Source organism: Brevibacillus laterosporus LMG 15441 (genome assembly GCF_000219535.2).
Taxonomy (GTDB): domain Bacteria; phylum Bacillota; class Bacilli; order Brevibacillales; family Brevibacillaceae; genus Brevibacillus_B; species Brevibacillus_B halotolerans.
The window spans coordinates 381,053-401,840 of sequence record NZ_CP007806.1 but is presented as its reverse complement, the minus strand read 5'-3'; the positions used below and the strand labels follow the sequence as shown (position 1 = coordinate 401,840).

The window sequence follows — 20,788 nt, the reverse complement described above, 5'->3', positions numbered from 1 at the left end:
GTCTTTAACTTGCGGGGGCAGCTTTTCACCGTAATCTTTTTTACAAAATTTACTTTTCTCTTTTTGGTTTTTATAAACCATTTTCGTTACCGTTTTTTTGTCTCATATTTAACTGGAATAGGTAAGTTGTTTGTTTGGAGGTTGCCTAATATCTGTTGGATTACATTAGCTACGGCAGGATTAGAAAGAATCTGCATGGTATCCTTCACCTTAGATTTCGATAACTTTGGCATCACTTTGCTAATTTCCGGCATTATGGAAGATAGCTGGGGGAGCAACGGTAGCACTTGCTCCAAATTAATTCCGGGACTTGGTTTTGGTGGTTCTTGCACAATGACAGGCTCTGGCGGCTTCCCTCTCCTAGGAAAAAGACTAAAGCTAAGCCGTTTACGTTCTGGCTCGACAGGTCGTAGCCTTCCTAACATCATTTTTATTTCCTGAATTTCTCTTCGGAGATGGGCCATTTCTTGTTGAACATGTGCATGTTGGTTTTGCTGAATTGTGGATAGCATCCTTAGTTGATTGCTTTGGGTTGAGTTTCGTCGTTTTAGTGGTGTCTTCTTTGAAATGACAACCCTCTCCTTTACTTCATCCCTTTTTTGATTCTGTCTAAATCACTTTGGTCTAGGCCCTTTTTCTTTAATTGATCCAGCATGCTGCCAATGTCTTTTTTCTGCATAAGTTTCTTTACTTGCTCTGTATAATTGTCCAAGTCCCTTTTTGATAAATCTTTACCTGATCTACTTGCTAAATCCTTGATAACCTCACGAATTCCTGATTCCGTTTTTAATTTATTCTTGTCAACTGTCGCCGCCAATTTCAAAATTTTTCCCCAGTCCATAATCATCCTCCCCTGATATCATCGTTCTCTTTACTCTATGAAATAGATGGTAAACTCGCTTGGTCATTTGTCCTATCAAAACGAAAAAAACAGAATTCCCTCTGGAACTCTGCTTTTTTCTGTTACCATTTATTTGGTTTTTAACGTTTATTCAAAAGAAGACCACTTGAAATCTACATTACCCATAGCATCTACAACAGCACCTTTAAGGTTGTCATTTTGTAGCCAAACATTGGAATCAAAGTAGATCGGAATAACTGGCATTTCATCAATAATAATTTTCTCTGCATCTGCCAAATACCCTTTGCGTACCTCTGGGTTTGTTTCAGCATCAGCTTTATTTAACAGTTCTTTGTATTTTGCATTTTCCCATTTGGTATCGTTGTTTCCACCAGTTTTATCTTTATAGATCTGTAAGAAGCTAATTGGATCATTGTAATCGGCATTCCAGCCATTGCGACCTACTTGGTAGTTACCTCTGTGTAGGTCATCAATAAATACTTTCCATTCTTTGTTAGTCAGCTTCACGTCAATATCAAAAGCCTTTTTCCATTGATCTTGAATCGCTTCCGCAATCTTCTTATGCTTTTCCGCAGTATTAAAGGAAATTTCAATTGGTGGAAGCTTCGTTAAGCCCTCCTCCTTCATACCTTCAGCAAGAAGCTTTTTCGCTGTATCTACATCACCATCTTTAAAGAAGCCCTCTTTTGCTAAAGCCATAGTTGGAGGCAGCAGATTAGTAGCAGGGGTTTGGCCAGATTGTGTAATGTTATCTGTGATTGTTTTGCGATCAATTGCATATGCAAATGCTTTACGGATTTTTACATTATTAAACGGTGCCTTCTCCGTATTAAATTTGTACCAATAGATACCTGCTTTTGGCTGAACATGCAATTTGCCAGACGCCATGTTAGGAGCGATTGCATCAATTGGCAGCATACCATTAGGCTGACCTGCCCAATCAAGGTCCCCATTTTCGAACATGGACAGCTCGGTATTTTCATCATCAATCATTTGATAGACGATTTTTTCCAATTTTACGTTATCTTTATCCCAGTAATTATCATTTTTCACAAGAACCATTTCGTTTTTGTGCTTCCAGGATTCCATTTTAAACGGTCCGTTACCAACATGCGTACTTGCCTCTCCTGCCCATTTTTCGCTAGATGTTACAACTTTCTCATTTACAGGATAAAGCGTATAGAATGCTGTTAGCTCTAGGAAGAACGGAGTTGGATTGTTCAAGGTGACTTCAAGCGTATGCTCATCAAGCGCTTTTACACCAACATCCTCAGCCTTGGCTTGCCCTTTGTTATAAGCTTCTGCATTTTTCAAATAATACAATTGATAGGCATAAGAAGCCGCTGTTTTCGGATTTAGTACACGTTTCCAGGCATATTCGAAATCTTTTGCTGTTAATTTTTCACCGTTAGACCATAGTGAATCGCGTAAAGTAAATGTATAAGTTTTGCCATCTTCAGAAATTTTATAATCTTTCGCTACAGATTTTGTTATGTCCCCGTCTTTACCTGAGCGCATCAAGCCATCAAAAGTCGCTCTCAAAATGGCAGAGGAAGCATTGTCATCCGCAAGGCCAGGGTCCGCAGTAGGTGGTTCAGAATGCAGATTCACACGTAGGACTTGCTCATGAGTACCACTAGCCGCTCCTGTTTTATTCTCAGAGGCTGCATTGCCACCACAGCCGGCCAATGCTGTACTAAGAACTAAAATGGAGCTTACAGCTGCAAAAACGCTTTTATTCATGTGTATTATGCCCCCTAAAAAAAGATATATAGAATTAAATATACCTTGTTTTTTTCGGTAACAAACACTTTTATAACGAAAATTAATTTTAATTTATGTTACAAAATTTACATTTATATGTTCAAAAAAATAAAGAGGAGCATCATTTGCCCCTCTTTTATCTATCTGATTTCTAGTAATCTTATTGTTCTAAATCTGCCCATTTCCAGTCAATGTTACCCATAGCATCGAAGCTTACACCCTTCAGCTTAGGATTTTGCACCCAGGAATCGGTGTAGAAGTATACCGGGATAACTGGCAGTTCGTCCATGAAGATTTCCTCTGCCTTTTGTAATAACGCATCACGCTTTGCTTTGTCTAGCTCTTTTTGAGACTCGTTCACAAGTCGTTTGTATTCAGCATTTTCCCAGTTGGTATCGTTGTTTCCACCCTTTTTATCACGGAACAACTCAATATAGTTAATTGGATCGTTAAAGTCAGCATTCCAACCCATACGTCCGATTTGGTAGTTACCTTGGTGAAGTTTATCCAAGTATACCTTCCACTCGGAATTCTCTATCTTCACATCAACGCCCAGACCTTTTTTCCATTGGTCTTGAACAGCTTCTGCAATTTTTTTATGGTTTTCAGAGGTGTTGATTGAAATCATAACTGGAGGCAGCTTATCCCAGCCCATTTCTTTCATACCTTCTGCTAAGAGCTTTTTAGCTTCGTCTACATTATTATCTTTAAAGTAGCCCTCTTTTTTAAATGCCATAGTAGGTGGTAGCATTCCCATTGCTGGAATTTGTCCGGACTGTGTTACGTTCTTAACGATCGCATCACGATTTACAGCATAGGCAAATGCTTTACGGATTTTGGCGTTATTAAAAGGAGCCTTCTCCGTGTTCATTTTATACCAATAAATGGATGCCTTTGGCTTTGTAATCAACGTATTATTTTGTTGCAGAGCAGGAATTGAATCCAACGGAATATTGCTTAGAGGGTTACCTGCCCAATCCAACTCACCGTTATCATACATGGAAAGCTCGGTATTTTCATCCTCTACCATAGAGAATTCAAGCTTGTCGATTTTTACAACATCGGCATCCCAGTAGTGTTCATTTTTCTCAAGAGTCATTTTGCTCTTATGTTCCCATTTCGTCATTTTAAATGGTCCGTTACCAACGATGGTCTTAGCTTCTTTAGCCCAATCTTTGTTGGATTCAACCAGCTTTTTATTTACAGGATAATACGTATAGAAGCTAGTAAGCTCTAGGAAGAATGGTGTTGGATTTTCCAATTCTACTTCCAAGGTCTTATCGTTAATCGCTTTAACACCTATATCCTCTTTTTTACCTTTTCCAGTGTGAAATGCTTCCCCACCTTTAATGTAATACAGTTGGTAAGCATAGTTGGATGCTGTCGCTGGATCTAATGCACGCTTCCAAGCGAATTCAAAATCGTGCGCTGTTAGCGGCTCGCCGTTACTCCATTTAGCATCTCTTAAATGGAAGGTATATTTCTTGCCATCAGTTGAAACATCAATTTTTTCAGCTACGGATGGCTGTGGTTTTCCTTCGCTATCGGTACGAGTCAAGCCATCAAAGATTGCACGGACCACTGCACCAGAAGTGGAGTCCTCCGCAATGCCAGGGTCTGCTGTTGGTGGTTCAGTATGCATGTTCAAACGCAATACCTTCTTCTCACCTTTTGAAGCTTCTTGTTTCGACGCATCAGTAGCTGCCGGTGCTGATGTGCTTGTGTTACCTCCACATCCTGCTAAAGCTGCGCCCAAAACCAAAACGGAACTCATTAGTACAAAGATATTCTTTTTCATCTTTTTGTGTCCCCCTTTTTTCTTTCTCATATGCTTTACTATACTCTTTTTCAGAATAATATAATATAATTTTCTTTTACATTTAATTATTTTTTATTAATTATCAAGATAAATAAATAAAAATAAAGTGTATTTTTGGTAATATAGAACTAAAAATTACTGTAATAGGATTTTATGGTTCTAATTTACTAAAAATGAAATAGTTTTGCAATTCGGTAATTCTGTCAAATTGCACAAATCGATTCCGGTTAGGTAGCCAAAACATTTTGTTCTACTCCTAGTTTTATCCTTTTCTCCTATAAGTATCCTTGTGAACCGTTTTCGTTTTCTTACGAACTTTGGGACCACCAACATGAGACATCCTGAATGATATTAATGAAAAAAGCAGTCCTTTATACAGTTTCAAGCAAATGACTGAAAATTGTAAATTTATATTGAAATACGCTTAACGAAACGATACAATCTACGTTAGATAATTCTGACAATTATTTGTTTTATTCCTGTTTATGATTGCAAGTGGATTATGGATCGTTGTTACACTACTCTTATCGTCGTTTCTATACCTATAAGGAGATGTATTGTATGGAACAAAAACCTATCTTAAAAGAAATCCACCCTATTATCGAAATTGGCTCTGACACTCTCCAAATTGGACAAGTATCGGGCTTCCTCAATCATATTCCCGATGAAACGGGGTCTATAAAAACATTACTTCAGCTACTTGATGGTACCCGCACTAGTAAGCAGATACACCAGGAGCTAGTCAGCAAGCATCCAGAGGTCACATTTGAAGAGTTAACAGAGGCAATTACTGCTCTGAACTCTCTGGGTTATCTTGAAGATCAGACCTGGGAAGAAACAACTTCTCTCTCAACCGCTCAAAAGGATCGGTATCGGGCAAATCTTCGCTTCTTTTCGATTTATTCGGATATAGACAATCCTCCTAGCAAGATTCAAGAAGATTTGCTGCAAAAGAAAGTAACTATTCTTGGATCAGGGGCCTTTGGCTCTACTCTTCTCTCTAGCTTTGCTGGTCTGGGTGTTACAAATGTCCGAATTGCAGATTTTGACCGTGTGGAGCTGAGTAATTTAAATCGCCAATTATTATTTAAAGAAAGTGATATCGGGCGGTTAAAAATCGAAGTAGCGGAGGAATTTGTTACAGAACGCAATTCAAGCATGTCAGTAGAAACCATTCGGAAGAAAATCTCCTCTGCTGACGATGTTAAGGAGCTTATAGCAGATAGTGATCTTGTTATTTTAGCTGCTGACACCCCTTTTTTCTTCATTCAAAGATGGGTAAACACAGCATGCGTTGAATTAGAAATCCCTTATATTGCAGGTGGAGTCAATGTAACAGAAGGAACCTTTTATCATATTTCCCCGAAAAAAACACCCTGCTTGGATTGTTTCCATCTGCATCACTATGATCAAAACCCAGATCAATATGAACAGGATCTCAGATATTTGGTGGATTCAGGATATCATCTTCCTACAGCTACTATTGCTCCGAATTTATCCATTATTACAGGAATTATTGCTTCTGAAGCATGCAAAATTCTCACAGGTACAAGCCAAGTTCAATCTCAGGGAAAATTCGTATCGATCAACTTCTTAACTTATGAAACAAAAATCATTTCCGAAACGGAAAGAAAAGAGCTGGATTGCCCGACCTGCGGTGAAGGAAATCGCACACTTTCTATCTTTTCGCTGGAGCAGTCAGCCGAAGAAGTGCTTAGCTAACGGAGGAACGTACCAATGAAATTAACAAATACCAGTAAGCTGCGTATGCATCCCTTACAAAAACGTCAGGTCAATGAAGAAGAAACCATAATTGGTCGACCCGATAAAAGTGAATATATCATGCTGCCTACCTTCGCAGTCGAAATCATTGAGATGCTAGATCAGGGGCAATCCATCACTCAGGTAGCTGAAGAAATGGAAAAGCGCTTTGGTGAGCCTGTTGATGTTCGTGATTTTGCACTCGATCTGATTAACGAATATCAATTTGTATACACAGTAGATGGAGCAGTCGTAAATGAAAAAGAGATACGCGTCGATCATTTACCATGGATATCCGAACGTGTTGGGAAAGTATTATTTAATAAATTTACCTTCTCTTTCTCTATTGCCTGCTTTTTATCTGCTGTTACTCTTCTCTTAGTTCATCATGAATATTTTCCCGTGTTTACCGATATTTTTAGCTCTGCATCCTTGACCGCTTCTCTTTTGCTAGCAGTTGTTGTTAACTATCTGTTTTTGTTCATCCATGAGACAGCCCACTTAACTGCTGTGCGTTCTCTTGGGGTAGGAAGCCGAATCGGTTTTAGCCATCGCCTATTCTTTCCTGTGGCAGAAACAAATATGTCAGACATCGTGCTAGTGGAACCCAATAAGCGTTATACAGCCTATCTGGCGGGGATGGCTGGAGATGCCCTCTTTTTTAGTATGGGTGTCTGGCTTCTGTACGCTAATGATGTAGGAGTCATCCTGCTATCTGATTTTCTACTCTCCTTTATTAAATTAATGAACTTGAATTTCTTAATGGCTCTGGGCTTTCAATTCATGTTCTTTATGCGAACGGATATTTATTATGTCTTTACTACCTTTTTTGGCTGTAATAATTTATTTGATAATACACAACTATTTCTACGTAAATTTTACCGAAAATGGACGCCTGACGAACAAGAGACATGGGACTCTGTAGATATGCGAGAAAAAAAGGTGATCCGCTGGTACTCTATTTTCTTTTTGCTGGGCTTTTGTTTTGCGCTTTACTTCTTCTTCAATTTCTTTTTGCTCCAGTCAATCGAGATTATTCGCCGAATTACGACTGATTTCTTACAATACCCCATCCTCTCCTGGCAATTCGTGGATGGTATTCTCTTACTTCTTTTAACGTTGCTCCCATTTGGCATTGTCATCTGGTCATGGAATCGGCAAAGAAAAATAACCCGCAATGTAACCCGTCAGGTATCGTAACCCTTCCGTCTAATGAGCACAAAAAGATGACCTAGAGAAAAATCATGGGTCATCTTTTTGTATATCCTCTGTGCTCATTTCAACGAAAAAACTGCCGATTTTATTCGACAGTTTTTTCGACATTGTTATTTAAGCTGTCCTACAAACACTACAGCACCATTATACTTCTTATCAATGAAGTCCTTCACTTCAGGGGAAGTCATAGCTTTAGCAAGCTTCTTAATTACTTCACTATCTTTATTGTCTTGACGAGTCGCCAATACATTTACATTTGGGTTATCTTTACCCTCTTCGATATAAATAGAGTTCTCTGTTGGGTTTAATCCAGCTTCCATCGCAAAGTTAGAGTTAATCACGGCTGCATCAATACCCGGATCGTCAATTGCACGTGGCAACATCGCTGGTTCTAGCTCTTTTAATTCTATTTTTTTCTCAACGATGTCAGCTACAGTGCCATTGGTAGCCACTCCATCCTTTAATTTTAACAGACCCGCTTTTTCAAGAAGGGCAAGAATACGGCCTTGCTCTGCAGAAGCATTCGTAATTGCTACTGCTGCTCCCTGCGGAAGAGCTGCTAAATCCTTGTAAGCTTTAGTTTTATTAGAGTAAATTCCCATTGGCTCAATGTGAATGCCTGCTACATACGTAAGGTCTAACCCTTTTTCTTTATTCGTTTTCTCTAACCAAGGAATGTGCTGAAAATAGTTCGCATCTAATTCCTTCTCAGCAAGCTGAGTGTTAGGCATGACAAAGTCTTGGAACAGGACAACATCAAGATTAATATTCTCCTTCTGTAGCATCGGTTTAACCACTTCATTTAAAATCTCCGCATGAGGAACAGCCGTTGCCCCCACCTTTAGTGTGACTGGTTGTCCTTCCTGTGGTGTAGCTGTGCTATTATCGGTTTTATTACCAGCACCGCACGCCGCCAAGCTTAAAGCTAATACCCCAATCGCTAGTGTAGAAAAAATCTTTTTCATCCTTTTACCCCCCTATTTTCATGCATTATAATCAACGATGATCCAGCTTCCGCGCAATCGCGTCACCAATCATCTGAATGATTTGGACAAGAATAATCAGCAAGACAGTCGTAACCAGCATGATATCTGGCTTAAACCCATTAAAGCCATAGTTGAATGCCATCGCTCCTAGGCCACCCGCACCTACGACACCTGCCATCGCTGTGTATCCTACCAGGCTAACAGCAGTAACCGTAATACCTGAGACAATACCTGGAAGCGACTCTGGAATCAAGATTTTATAGATAATTTGCCAGTTGCTAGCACCCATGGATTGGGCCGCTTCAATCACGCCTCGATTTACTTCACGAATGGAGGTTTCCACCAGACGAGCAATAAACGGTGCTGATCCAACAACAAGACTGAGAATCGCCGCGTTAGGTCCGATTGAAGTCTGTATGAGTACGCGCGTGACTGGGATAAGGATAATAATTAATACAATATAAGGAATCGATCGAAAGATATTCACAATAAAACTAAGTAATTGATATAAAGCTGGCATCGGCTTTAGATGTCCTTTGCTTGTCACAACGAGTAAAATGCCTAATGGTATACCAATAAGTGCCGCAAATAGTAATGAAAACAAGACCATGTAACCTGTTTCCCAAATGGCCTTCTGAATTAAATCCCAGAATTTCACGACGTTCGGTAAATAAGTTAACAAGAAATCATTCATCAGCGATTACCTCCTTCTGCACCTCGAATGACATCAACAATAATGCCACTCTTCTTTAGGTAGGCAATAGCATTTGATTCGGTATCAATATCACCTGGAATCTGAATGTATAGAGTACCAAAGGCAACATCTTTTAAGCGCTTAATCTGTCCCTGTAAAATATTTGCCTGCACCCCAACCTCACTGACTAACTGACTAATGATAGATTGACTAGCAGAACCACCCAAGAAGGTTAGACGCAGGACTGCACCCGGTCCCAAGCCATCCAAAAATTCAGCAGATAGCTGATCATTACCAGATACTTGACTCAGGAATTCTTTGGTTGTAGTTGTTTTAGGATGGGAGAAGACTTCTACGACATCCCCCGCTTCAATAATTCGCCCGCTTTCCATTACAGCTACCTTATCACAAATTTTTTCGATCACATGCATCTCATGCGTGATTAAAATAATGGTTAACCCTAGTTTGCGATTAATATCTTGTAATAATTCCAAGATAGAATCGGTTGTCTTCGGATCCAGAGCTGATGTTGCTTCGTCACACAACAGCACATCAGGCTGATTGGCCAATGCACGAGCAATACCTACACGTTGCTTTTGACCGCCAGATAATTGAGATGGATACATATCTGCTTTATTTGACAACCCTACCAATTCTAATAATTCTTTTACCTTTGCTTGATGCTGTGACTTTGGCACGCCCGCAATCTCCAATGGCAATGCTACATTGTCTGCTATTGTCCGCGACCACAGCAGATTAAAGTGTTGAAAAACCATACCGATCTTGCGTCTTGCCTTACGTAATTCTCTTGGCGTTAAATGATGGAGATGTGTGTCACCCACAGTAACCTCACCACTAGTTGGCGATTCTAGTAGGTTAATCATACGGACTAGCGTTGATTTTCCAGCTCCACTGTATCCAATGATGCCATAAATATCTCCCTGCTGGATTGTCAAATCGACACCATTTAGGGCCGTAAAGGTTCCAAAGCGACTTTTAAAAACCTTTACAATGTTTGTTAGTTTAATCATGAGAGTAGAATCGCCCCCTGTTTCACCCACGGCTCTAACCGAACGGGCAATAAATTACGTAAAATTTTTCGAAATCTTCGAAATTTTAAGATATATATCAATTCCTACACAATCACTAGGAATTGGCTAAATCATCTATAAGAATAAAGAATTAGGCATCCTGTGTCAATGGAAAAATAATAGAGATGGTTCATGATAAACCATCTCTATCAAAATAAATTGCGTTTCTAAGAAGCATGCTTTACAGAGGAATCTTGATTGGTGTTAGAGGAATCTTTCTGTTTTCCTTCTTCATCCTCTGCTGCGTCACTTTTATTTAGCTGCTCGTCCACATATTTGATGACGTCTTTTTCAGATGGAATTAGCACAGCACCTTTGCCAGGAACATGGGCTTCTTGGAACTTATGCATCGGTGGCAATTGATGACCACCTTCTCCTGACTGTTTAAGCGACATCCCCAATGAGCCTAGTTTGATCATATCAAGTGTGGCAAGATTGGTTTGGATATAAGGCTGTACACTATCCAAAATCTTAGGAATTTGAAAAATAGTAGTGGTAGATTTTAATTCGGTAGCCACTGCGCTTAATAGCTTACGCTGTCTCTCTGTACGCGTATAGTCAGAGGTGGCATCATGTCGGAAACGAGCATATTGCAATGCTTTCTCACCATCTAAGCGTTGCAATCCCTTTTTTAAATTAATATCGTACTTTCCTTTATCTGTCGGGTCATGATAGCGCATGTTCTTTTCTACATCTATCTCAACACCCCCAACAGCATCAATCAAGCTCTTAAAGCCTTCAAAATCAGTGATTACATAGTAATGGACTGGTTGTCCTACAAAATCACTGACTGTTTCCATGGCAAGCTCTGGGCCGCCATACGCTAAAGCTTCATTTACACGCGTTTTGCCATGTCCGGGTATACGTACCAGCGTGTCACGCATAATAGAGAATAGGTCATACGTTTTCTTTTTTGGATCAATGCTCACTAGCATCATGCTATCAGAGCGTGGAAGTTCATTTGGACGCATCTCACGTTTGTCTACACCCATTAATAGAATGTTAACACGCTCGGTTCCCGTCCATACAGGTGGAGCCTCTGGCTTTGTAGCAGCCGGATTCGATGGAAAGATTGTCGTGTCTTGAATCCCTGACAAAAAACCAAAGATTTTATATGCAAAAAAAGCCGCCGTAATCAAAATAAGAAATACACATAATAATAGAATACGCTTAGTTCGAATGCTCAAACTGGATTTCACCATCCTTGTCAGTCCGTGTCAAAATTTGTTGGCTTGTTTCATCCTACTAGTATACTCGAAACGGCTGTTTTGCGAATCATTTTTCTTTACCACTTTTGGAGAATAGAAGAAAAAGGAGCTACCTGATGGTCAGCTCCTTCTTTGCATTTTCTCTTCATGATATGGGGTATTCACTCGTGATTCCAGTTCTTTCGGAACTTTAACCTTGTATACCTTTACCCAAGCGTGATTTTCATGAATCAAATGTTTTTGACTATGATACTCGATTCCTCGTTCCTCCAAGTGCTTGCACCATTGGACAAATTCCGTCTTATCCGTAGTTCGAAGTAGGGTTACCCATAATCGCTCCTCAAATAGATAAGCGATGAGCGAACAGGCCAGCGTCATCACAAGAAAAAATGTTTCCATAGCACCCCCTCCTGTTGCTACTGTATGCATGCCGAGGAGAGTACGCTTCTATTAGTTGGCTTTATAAGCCTCTTTGGGCTGGGAGGAACGAAGAACTCCACCCATACCAGCAACAAAAGTTGGAATTCCCGCTGCAACAAAGATTAAAGCCCAATCTCGTAGGGAGAGGGAGGTGGTTTTAAAGATTGGCTGCATGACATCCCAGTAAATAACCACTAGCACCAAAGCCATTGACGAGAGCACTGCCCAGACCAAGAACTTGTTGCTAAATGGATTGCGGTGAAAAACGGAATGCTCGCTACGGCAATCAAATACGTGAATGAGTTGTGCCAGAACTAAAGTAGCAAACGCCACTGTTTGGGCATGAGTAAGATCATTCGGATTTTCATAATACGCAACGATAAAAGCTCCTAGGGTCATCGTTCCAATTAAAAACCCCCGACTAATAATCTTCCAGCCCAATCCACGGGCAAAAATATTTTCATGTTTTTTACGCGGTTTATGTCGCATTGTGTCTCCCTCAGACGGATCAATCCCTAATGCCATAGCCGGTAGTCCGTCCGTCACCAAATTCACCCATAGGATTTGGATCGGAAGTAAGGGTAAGGGTAGTCCCATTAGCATAGCGAAAAACATAACTAAAATCTCTCCTACATTGGATGCAAGTAGGTAGCGAATAAACTTTCGAATATTATCATAGATGTTCCGGCCTTCCTCAACAGCAGAAACAATCGTAGTAAAATTATCGTCTCGTAATACCAGGGATGCTGCTTCCTTCGTAACATCTGTTCCCGTAATTCCCATTGCAATCCCTATATCAGAAGCCTTGATGGCAGGTGCATCATTTACACCATCACCTGTCATCGCTACAATATGACCACAGTTTTGCAACGCTTTGACAATACGTAGCTTGTGCTCTGGAGACACACGTGCATAAACATATACCTTTTCAACCGTTTGCATCAATTCTTCCTCAGTCATTTCATCAATAGTGGCTCCTTCCAGCACATGGCTGTTCCCTCCCGGCATCAGACCAATTTGACGTCCTATCGCTTCTGCGGTAATTTTATGATCCCCTGTAATCATTACTGTTTTAATACCTGCTTGACGACATAGCTGGATAGCAGACTTTACCTCCTGACGTGGGGGGTCAATCATGCCAACCATCCCTAAAAATGTAAGATTCGTTTCCAAGATTGATGAGTTTTCACCTGATTTATAGTTTGGGAGTGATCGGTAAGCAAATCCTAGGACTCGCAGAGCTCTACCTGCCATCTCTTCTGTTTGCTTAGCAACTTCTATACGATGTTCATTTGTCAGAGGTATAATTTCTCCCTGCCAATAGATGTGAGAGGAGTTCATTAACAGAGCCTCAACAGCTCCCTTTGTTAATAGCTCTGTTTTTCCATCTGGAAATTGTTCTACTACAGACATCATTTTACGCTCAGAATCAAATGGTAATTCGTCTATGCGAATAGTGGGGTCGCCTTGTTTTTTCCCCTCTTTTAATGCCTTGTAGGCTAAGCTAAGCAGGGCTCCCTCAGTAGGATCTCCAATCACATTCCATGTGGAAATATTTTTAGACAAAATGAGCTTGGACCTCTCCTTTTGCTGAGCATTTACTAATTTTGCATTATTGCATTTTTCGGCAATTTGACAAATCTGAGTTAGTCCTTGATCGATCGTTGCCTTGATAGATTTTCCTTGCCATGTAATTTCCCCATTGGGCTCGTAGCCATTCCCCGTTACATCAAAGCTTTTTCCGCTATGCCACAGGTGAGTCACTGTCATTTTATTTTCAGTAAGAGTCCCTGTTTTGTCAGAGCAAATGACTGACGCACAACCAAGCGTTTCGACAGAGGGGAGCTTGCGAACAATGGCATTTCTTTTAATCATTCTCTGCACGCCTAGAGCAAGGGCTACTGTAACGATTGCAGGCAATCCTTCCGGTATAGCCGCTACAGCAAGACTAACCCCTGAGAGAAACATTGTCATTAATTCTTGTCCATGCCAAACCCCTGCTACAATGACAAAGATCGTAAGTAGCAATGCAATCCAGACGAGTGTTTTCCCCAACTGTTCCAATTTAATCTGTAAAGGAGTTTCTATCTTGTCAGCTTGATTGATCAAATGCGCAATTTTTCCGATCTCGGTAGACATGCCTATTTCAATAGCAATTCCCCTTCCAGTTCCTCCGGCTACCATCGTTCCCATAAAAGCTAGATTCTTCTGGTCGCCGAGTGGAACAGCTCCTGTTGATTCAATCACATTCGCAGTTTTCATTACTGCTATCGATTCTCCCGTAAGCGTAGATTCCTCTATCTCTAACCGATTGGCATTAATCAGTCTCATATCAGCAGGAACACGATCCCCTGCTTCAAGAAGGATAAGATCGCCTGGAACTAATAGGGTAGCAGGGATCATGTCCAAATTTCCGTTGCGAATGACACGGGCCATAGGGGCTGCCATATCTTTTAAAGCGTTGAGCGACCTTTCTGCTTTCGCTTCCTGAATAAAGCCTAACACGCCATTTAAAAAAATGATGGCAATGATGGCGATAGCGTCTAGGTACTCTCCTAAGAAAAAGGAGAGGATGGTGGCAACCACTAGCACTCCCACCATAAAATCTTTAAACTGATTCATAAACACAACATAAAGTGGGATTTTCTCGGCCTCAGCAAGCTGGTTTTTACCATATTTTTGTCTACGAGTAGCCGCTTCCTCCTGTGTTAAACCGTTTTGAACGTCACTACCTATCATTCTGGGTATTTCCGCTAGAGGGACTTGGTACCACGGTTTATTCGGCTTCAATACAATCTCCTCCAATGCTCTTCATCAACTTATTCTCATATCTATGCAGACAAGCCGACTAGTATGAAAAAAGCTTGAAATGAAAAACAGCGGATGCACGAAACACTTTTGTCGCCTCAATCCCTCGGATAGCTAATCGTCCATGGAATCGAAAAAGCTTCGGTTTCTTCTCTTAAAACTAAGATACCGAAGCCCTCCGTTCGTTCCCTCACCATTTGAAAAGACCTATTCCTATTAAAAGGATTGCCGGGAGAAATGATAGCCGTTGAAACCATCCAACCGACGAAAAATGCCGTCCCACCTTGATCCCCGCCCACAATAAGATCATGCTAGTTAAAGCCACCCAGACCGAGGTCAAGAGAGGTGCAAACCCCAATAGAGTTAAACTAATTCCAGAACCAAATGCATCAAGGGACAACGCCAAACCTAGCATGACCGCTTCTGTTCCTACGATATGCCCCGAATGATCTGTATCCGCTTTGGCAGGATTGCGTAAAATGTGTATCATTAAACCAAACATTCTGATTGTCCAGCGAAATTCCCGATATGTTGCCTTCTCCTTTACCGGTAGGATATCTGACTGCTTCTGTTTACTAACTGCCATTTTCCAAAAGGTTACACCTCCTATCAGAATAAGCACGGTTGCTCCAATTTTAGAACTAAGTTCAGAAGTTACCCAATATTGAAGCCATTTTCCTATTGTCATAGAAGCAAAGATGACGGTAAAGGAACACAGACCAATTACCATAAACGAAAGAAACGGCATTTTCATTTTACGTAAGCCATATGACATCCCAACGCCGAAACCATCCAGACTGATTGCTAAACAAATCAGCAATAACGACACTAGCCCCATATCTATATCCACCTCTTCTTTCATCCCATCATATGAAAGATAGCGGGGGGCCGGTTACCTTTAGTGCCTAAAGTATTTTTACACTTGTCTATGCACCACTGTTCGCTTTCTAGGCCATCGTGTCTTATTCTCTCGCATTCCCTGTAATACCGGGGATGTTCAGAATAAAAAAACGCCCATTCCTATTATGGAATGGACGTTCTAATTCCCTGCTATCTATTTGCAATGTTGATCATAAGCATCAGTTAGGAGATTCGCAATGGATTCAAGCTCATTGCCTTCAATTTGATGGCGTTCAACCATCGCTACCAGCTTACCATCCTTCAATAGTGCGTAGGAAGGAGAAGAAGGTGGGTACCCTTCAAAATACTCGCGTGCTTTCGCAGTTGCTTCTTTATCTTGGCCAGCAAACACTGTGTAGAAATGGTCTGGCTTAGCTTCATGGCGAGTCGAATAGATAGCTGCGGGACGAGCCAATCCTGCTGCACAGCCGCATACAGAGTTAACCACTACCAATGCAGTTCCTTTTAGGTTCGAGATAGTTGCTTCTACTTCTTCTGCTGTGCGAAGTTCTTCAAACCCAGCATTCGTTAACTCATCTCGCATTGGTTGTATAACCTGGCTCATATATGCTTCATAAGACATCATAATCGTTCAACTCTCCTTTGAATACATTTCTTCTATTATACCTGTTCTCGTATCAATCGAGTACAGCGGATCTACATTTATTACACTTCCATTACAATGGTAAGAATCATCGGGTTGCGTCCCGTTTTTTCAAAGATGAACGGCTTTAATACCTGGTTAATCTGAGATTTCAATTCAGACCACTCTCTGACTTTGCGATCTAATGCTTCCAATAGCTTCTGTTTGACTAAAGCAGTAGCTTCCTGGATCAGCGATTCGGAACCCCTCACATAGACAAAACCACGACTTACGATATCTGGACCAGTTAGAAGCTTAAATTGTTTCATATCGATGCTAACGACAACAACCATTAATCCATCCTCGGCAAGATGTTTACGATCGCGCAATACGATATTACCAACATCACCAATACCGCTGCCATCAATAAGCACGATACCTGCTGTCACCTTGCTTGTCACACGCCCTGATTCTCTGGTACAAGAAACTACATCGCCATTATCAATAATAAAGATGTTATCAGACTCTACACCCACTTGTTCAGCTAATCTACCGTGCTGTTTTAACATCCGATACTCTCCATGGATTGGAATAAAGTAGGTAGGACGCAAAAAGCTCAGCATAAGACGCAATTCTTCACTACTGCCATGACCGGAAGCATGAATATCAAACGCTGTGTTTTGTACTACGTTAGCTCCAGCACGGTATAGCTTATCAATAATGCGACTTACATTAACTGTATTTCCTGGAATCGGCGATGCAGAGATAATGACTGTATCGTCTGGATAGATCTGAACGGAACGGTGTGAACCAGACGCAATACGCGTTAGCGCTGCCATCGGTTCTCCCTGACTACCTGTACAAATAATTAATACCTTGTTATCAGAGTAATTATCAATGTTTTTAATGTCGATTTGACATCCTTCAGGCATTTGGATATAGCCTAGCTCCTGGCCAATCATGAAGGCTTTTTCCATGCTTCGGCCGATAACAGCAATCTTCCTGTCATCCGCTACTGCTGCATCTACAACTTGTTGCAAACGGTGCACATTAGAAGCAAAGGTTGCCAGAATGATACGACCTCTCGCCTTGCTAACGACATCCATAATGCTATCGCCAACCGTACGCTCTGACATTGTAAAGCCTGGACGTTCACTGTTGGTGCTATCAGACATCAAAGCTAGTACACCATTTTTTCCGATGCGGGCAATTTTTCCAAACTCTGTAGGACGTCCTACTGGTGTCAGGTCAAATTTAAAATCCCCTGTATGAACCACTGTTCCTTCTGGTGTCTCAATCGCAATACCAAACGAATCAGGAATACTATGATTAGTACGGAAGAAAGAAACAGAGAGATTTTCAAATGACAAAATCGTATCCTCAAACACAGGTACCATCTTTACGTCATTTTGCATACGGTGCTCTTCAAGCTTAGCCTTTACCAAACCAAGTGTCAGGCGTCCGCCATAAATCGTTGTCTGGATTTGTTTTAACACATAGGGAATAGCACCAATATGGTCTTCATGTCCATGAGTAAGTACCATAGCCTTGATCTTATGCTGGTTTTCAATTAGGTAGGAAACATCTGGTATCACCAAATCTATCCCAAACATTTCGGTCTCAGGAAACTTTACGCCACAGTCGATGATGATAATCTCATCCTCGTACTCTACGCAATACATATTTTTACCAATTTCCCCCAGACCACCTAAACCAAAAATTTTAACCTCACTCAAAAAAATACCTCCTACAAATACGATGTGGGCCGTTCTATGCACTCTGCCTTTATAGTAACATAATTTTCATATGGATAGTTGTATTCTCCCAAGGCTTTCACACTTTCACTTTTCTTCCACTAAAAAATTAGTATACTCATTTCGACTATAAAACAGACTAAAAAAAGCAAGAATCCGTGAAAACAGGTCTTTCCCATGCCTAAACGCATGAAAGATTGATTTGTACTCAAACAAGTAGCCTATATCGTTATGATTTCCCGTTATATAAAAAAACCAGCAATGACGTAAAGCCATGCTGGTTTTTTCTGTTGTGCCACCTTATTCTTACCCAAAACGACCGCTCAGATAATCTTCTGTCTCTGCCCTCTTAGGGTTATTGAATAATTTGTCAGTGGAGGCTTTCTCCACTAGCTCTCCCATGAGAAAGAAAGCCGTCTCATCTGCTACTCGTACAGCCTGGTGCATATTATGAGTCACAATGACAATCGTATAATCGTGTTTCAATTGGATGATAAGCTCTTCAATCTTCGAGGTAGAAATTGGGTCCAACGCTGAACAAGGTTCATCTAAAAGCAGGATTTCCGGCTTCATTGCGATTGCACGTGCTAAGCACAGCCGTTGCTGTTGACCTCCTGACAGAGCTAGAGCGGAATCATTCAGCCGATCCTTCACTTCATCCCATAAGGCAGCCTTTCGTAAACTTTCTTCCACTATATCGTTTAATTCAGCTTTATTAGTAGTCCCGTGATGGCGCGGTGCAAATGCAATGTTTTCATAAATGGATTTTTGAAAGGGATTAGCACGCTGAAACAGCATTCCGACCGATTGACGCAATCCCTCTTTTTTTACAGAAGGCTCATAGATATTCGCTCCATCTAGCAAAAGTCTTCCTGTCACACGACAGCCTTTAATCTCTTCATTCATGCGATTAATCGTGCGTAGAAAGCTAGATTTCCCACAGCCGGACGGACCGATTAAGGCTGTTACGGTATTGCGTTGCATTTGGATGTGAATATTTTTTACAGCATGCTTGTCGCCATAAAAAACGGACAAGCTCTCTGCTTCAATAATCGCTTTTGTTTGGGCAATTGTTATTGGCATGATTGATTCTCCTTTTCCTTAGGCGGCAATTTTGGTCAAACGCTTGTGCAACCAACGACCAAACCAACGTGCCCCACCATTAAACAGAAGAACTGCGATCACCAGAATGGCCGCCGCTCCATCCGCAATTTCTCGCGCATCTGCAACGAGACCCTCCGCATTAATTTTCCAGATGTGTACAGCTAATGACTCTGCTGGACGAAATACATTCCATGGAGAAGATGGGCTACTTAGATTTAAATTATGAAATTGAATATCAGGAGAGGTCATACCCGCTGTAAACAGTAGTGCTGCCGCTTCCCCAAATACGCGACCTGAAGCAAGTACAAATCCCGTAACCAAGCCGGGCAACGCAGTAGGTAATAGAACGGAAACGATTGTTTTCCATTTCGTTACACCTAATGCATAGCTAGCTTCCTTCTGATCCTGTGGGACAGAACGCAGGGCATCCTCTGTAATCCGAACAAGTAACGGCAGATTAAATACAGTCAGAGCCAACGCCCCAGAGATCAATGAATATCCCCAGCCTGTCATGCTTACAAACAGTAACAACCCAAACATACCTACAACGATCGACGGTAGCGAAGACAGCACCTCAATAGACATGCGAATCATTTGCACCCACTTGCGGTCTGGCGCATATTCTGCCAGATAAATTCCTGCACCAAGCCCAATAGGAACAGCGAAGCACATCGTTAAGACCAATAAATATAGCGAGTTAAATAGCTGAGGACCAATTCCTCCACCTGCGTTTAGCATGTCTGGCGGGGAAGTGATAAAGTCCCAATTTAATTTTGCTGCCCCCTTGCTAATCACAAAACCCAAAAGACCGATCAACACAGCAATTAAGAGAACAGCAATTCCAGTGAGTAAGAGGGTGGCGAGCTTATCCTTTTGTTTGTTAGTCATTATTTGGCCCCCTTCTTTCTACCGATTAAGCGAACCACTAGGATAAATAATAGGGACATAGCCAACAAAACTAAGCACATGGACCAAAGCGCATTATGATAAGGAGTACCTGGGATCGTATTTCCCATATTTAATGTGATACCACTTGTCAGTGTAATCGACGGATCGAATAAACCTCCAGGCAGCTTCAACGTATTTCCAATAACCATTTGAACAGCTAGCGCCTCACCGAAGGCCCGAGCCATACCAAGAACAACACCTGTCAGACAGCCAGACCGTGCTGTATATAGCACAACATGGCGAATTGTTTGCCAGCGAGTGGCACCTAATGCAAGCGAGGCATTGCGTAATTCCTGTGGCACAGTTGCGATTGCATCAGCGGCAACACTGGTCACAGTCGGCAGGATCATAACTGCTAGGACAATTCCCCCTGCAAGTAAGCTAAATCCTAAAATATCAAATTGACTGCGAAGAAACGGAACAAGCAAGGTAAGACCTACATAGCCGTATACCACCGATGGTATTCCAACTAACAGCTCCATAACTGGCTTCAATACTTTTTGGCCAAATCTTGGCGCAATCTCTGTCATATACACAGCCGCTCCTATGCCTAGCGGGGCTGCAATTAATGTTGCAATCAGGGTAACCCCAAAGGAACCTAGTATAAAAGCTACTGCCCCAAATTGGCCGGGCTCTGCTTCTGGGTCCCATTTTGTACCGGTAAAAAATTGCGACACGCTAACCCCGTCCACCATAAAGGTAGCGAGGCCGCGTGAAGCAATAAAATAGAGGATGGAGAGCGTTAGAAGGCCTAACAATCCCGCACAGACAGCTGTAATTAGCTTCCCTGCTTTTTCTTCCCATGCATGTTTTTTATTGATATGGAACCGGTCGGAAAGTTTTTTGGCAGTAGCGGGGTTTCTCATTTGCC

Annotated in this window: 18 protein-coding genes; 2 read left to right on the top strand and 16 right to left on the bottom strand. The window is 41.4% G+C overall.

From position 1 onward, the window contains the following. Positions 1-86: 86 nt before the first annotated feature. The 4 genes from BRLA_RS02060 to BRLA_RS02045 form a co-directional block, all read right to left on the bottom strand. Positions 87-428, bottom strand: a complete 342-nt coding sequence (locus tag BRLA_RS02060) for a hypothetical protein (protein WP_236867750.1) — start codon at positions 426-428, stop codon at positions 87-89. Positions 429-583: 155 nt separating this feature from the next. Continuing rightward, on the bottom strand, positions 584-841 hold the full coding sequence (locus BRLA_RS02055; RefSeq protein WP_003333548.1) for a stage VI sporulation protein F: 258 nt from the start codon (positions 839-841) through the stop codon (positions 584-586). 147 nt (positions 842-988) lie between these two features. Further along, positions 989-2,605, bottom strand: coding sequence for a peptide ABC transporter substrate-binding protein (locus BRLA_RS02050; protein WP_003333550.1), 1,617 nt, complete (start codon positions 2,603-2,605; stop codon positions 989-991). Between the two features lie 181 nt (positions 2,606-2,786). Next, the gene (locus BRLA_RS02045) at positions 2,787-4,424 is read right to left on the bottom strand and encodes a peptide ABC transporter substrate-binding protein (RefSeq protein ID WP_003333551.1); all 1,638 of its coding nucleotides are present in this window, start codon (positions 4,422-4,424) and stop codon (positions 2,787-2,789) included. A gap of 582 nt (positions 4,425-5,006) precedes the next feature. Between BRLA_RS02045 and BRLA_RS02040 the strand changes: the two genes are divergently transcribed. Together BRLA_RS02040 and BRLA_RS02035 are read left to right on the top strand one after the other, a co-directional pair. Further along, positions 5,007-6,167: a HesA/MoeB/ThiF family protein gene (locus tag BRLA_RS02040; protein WP_003333552.1), complete on the top strand. Its 1,161-nt coding sequence runs from the start codon at positions 5,007-5,009 to the stop codon at positions 6,165-6,167. Between the two features lie 15 nt (positions 6,168-6,182). Next, a complete protein-coding gene (locus BRLA_RS02035; RefSeq protein WP_003333553.1) occupies positions 6,183-7,406 on the top strand; it encodes a PqqD family protein in 1,224 nt (407 codons plus the stop codon). Between the two features lie 125 nt (positions 7,407-7,531). Here the strand turns inward: BRLA_RS02035 and BRLA_RS02030 are convergent, their stop codons facing one another. The 12 genes from BRLA_RS02030 to pstC form a co-directional block, all read right to left on the bottom strand. After that, the gene (locus tag BRLA_RS02030; RefSeq protein ID WP_003333554.1) at positions 7,532-8,386 is read right to left on the bottom strand and encodes a MetQ/NlpA family ABC transporter substrate-binding protein; all 855 of its coding nucleotides are present in this window, start codon (positions 8,384-8,386) and stop codon (positions 7,532-7,534) included. A 31-nt stretch (positions 8,387-8,417) separates the two neighbouring features. Further along, positions 8,418-9,101: a methionine ABC transporter permease gene (locus BRLA_RS02025; protein ID WP_003333555.1), complete on the bottom strand. Its 684-nt coding sequence runs from the start codon at positions 9,099-9,101 to the stop codon at positions 8,418-8,420. Further along, a complete protein-coding gene (locus BRLA_RS02020; protein WP_164496772.1) occupies positions 9,101-10,132 on the bottom strand; it encodes a methionine ABC transporter ATP-binding protein in 1,032 nt (343 codons plus the stop codon). The genes BRLA_RS02025 and BRLA_RS02020 overlap by 1 nt, the downstream gene beginning before the upstream one ends. 227 nt (positions 10,133-10,359) lie before the next feature. Then, positions 10,360-11,394, bottom strand: a complete 1,035-nt coding sequence (locus BRLA_RS02015) for an LCP family protein (RefSeq protein WP_119912794.1) — start codon at positions 11,392-11,394, stop codon at positions 10,360-10,362. Between the two features lie 126 nt (positions 11,395-11,520). Next, positions 11,521-11,799 carry a hypothetical protein gene (locus BRLA_RS02010; RefSeq protein ID WP_003344839.1) on the bottom strand — a complete coding sequence of 93 codons (279 nt, stop codon included), beginning with the start codon at positions 11,797-11,799 and terminating at the stop codon, positions 11,521-11,523. 51 nt (positions 11,800-11,850) lie between these two features. Beyond that, positions 11,851-14,616, bottom strand: a complete 2,766-nt coding sequence (locus BRLA_RS02005; protein WP_164496773.1) for a calcium-translocating P-type ATPase, SERCA-type — start codon at positions 14,614-14,616, stop codon at positions 11,851-11,853. 202 nt (positions 14,617-14,818) lie between these two features. Then, entirely contained in the window at positions 14,819-15,466 is a 648-nt protein-coding gene (gene ytaF / locus BRLA_RS02000) for a sporulation membrane protein YtaF (RefSeq protein WP_041751911.1), read from the bottom strand. A gap of 216 nt (positions 15,467-15,682) precedes the next feature. After that, complete coding sequence (locus BRLA_RS01995) at positions 15,683-16,114, bottom strand: BrxA/BrxB family bacilliredoxin (protein ID WP_003333562.1); 432 nt, start codon at positions 16,112-16,114, stop codon at positions 15,683-15,685. Positions 16,115-16,194: 80 nt separating this feature from the next. Continuing rightward, a complete protein-coding gene (gene rnjA, locus BRLA_RS01990) occupies positions 16,195-17,847 on the bottom strand; it encodes a ribonuclease J1 (RefSeq protein WP_003333563.1) in 1,653 nt (550 codons plus the stop codon). Positions 17,848-18,171: 324 nt separating this feature from the next. Then, positions 18,172-18,948, bottom strand: coding sequence for a phosphate ABC transporter ATP-binding protein PstB (pstB, locus tag BRLA_RS01985; RefSeq protein WP_003333564.1), 777 nt, complete (start codon positions 18,946-18,948; stop codon positions 18,172-18,174). Between the two features lie 18 nt (positions 18,949-18,966). After that, complete coding sequence (gene pstA / locus BRLA_RS01980; protein ID WP_003333565.1) at positions 18,967-19,857, bottom strand: phosphate ABC transporter permease PstA; 891 nt, start codon at positions 19,855-19,857, stop codon at positions 18,967-18,969. Next, complete coding sequence (pstC, locus tag BRLA_RS01975) at positions 19,857-20,783, bottom strand: phosphate ABC transporter permease subunit PstC (RefSeq protein WP_051876135.1); 927 nt, start codon at positions 20,781-20,783, stop codon at positions 19,857-19,859. Before pstC ends, pstA begins: the two co-directional genes overlap by 1 nt. Positions 20,784-20,788: the final 5 nt, after the last annotated feature.